Annotated in this window: 1 pseudogene; it reads left to right on the forward strand. The window is 44.8% G+C overall.

Annotation, left to right across the window (positions count from 1 at the left end):
- Positions 1-690 (forward strand): annotated as a pseudogene (locus R8N49_RS27305) (glutamate--cysteine ligase); the annotation flags it as partial.

The raw sequence follows: 690 nt of genomic DNA on the forward strand, positions 1-690 counted from the left end.
GGCGAAAATGAAGACATTGTACCGTGAGGGGCTAAAACGCCGTTACGGCAGCTTGAGGCAGATTATTTCTGGTGTTCACTTCAACTTTTCATTCCCTGAGTCATTTTGGGATGCGCTTTATTGTGAGCAGGATGAGCAAGCTCGCCAAGACACTAAATCAGCCGCTTACTTTGCTTTGATTCGTAACTATTACCGTTTTGGTTGGATGATCCCTTACTTCTTTGGTGCATCGCCAGCGTTATGTGGTTCGTTCATTCAAGGCCGTGAGACTAAACTTCCGTTTGAAAGCATCGGTGGGACACTGTATCTCCCTAAAGCGACGTCTCTTCGCTTGAGTGATCTTGGTTATACCAACAGTGCTCAAAGCGTATTGAAAATTGGTTTCAACAGTATTGACCAATATCTTGAAGGTTTAGGTGATGCGATTCGTCGACCATCTGAAGAATTCGCAAAAATTGGAGTAAAAGTGGATGGTGAGTACCGTCAGCTCAATACCAACATTCTCCAGATTGAAAATGAATTGTACGCACCAATTCGTCCGAAACGCGTAGCGAAAAGTGGTGAGAAGCCATCAGATGCATTGAGTCGTGCGGGCGTGGAATACATTGAAGTGCGCTCATTAGATGTGAACCCATTCAGTGCCGTTGGTGTTAGCGAAGAGCAAGTTCGTTTCTTAGATCTTTTCCTAAC

The sequence above is a fragment of the Vibrio sp. 1978 genome (assembly GCF_033344345.1).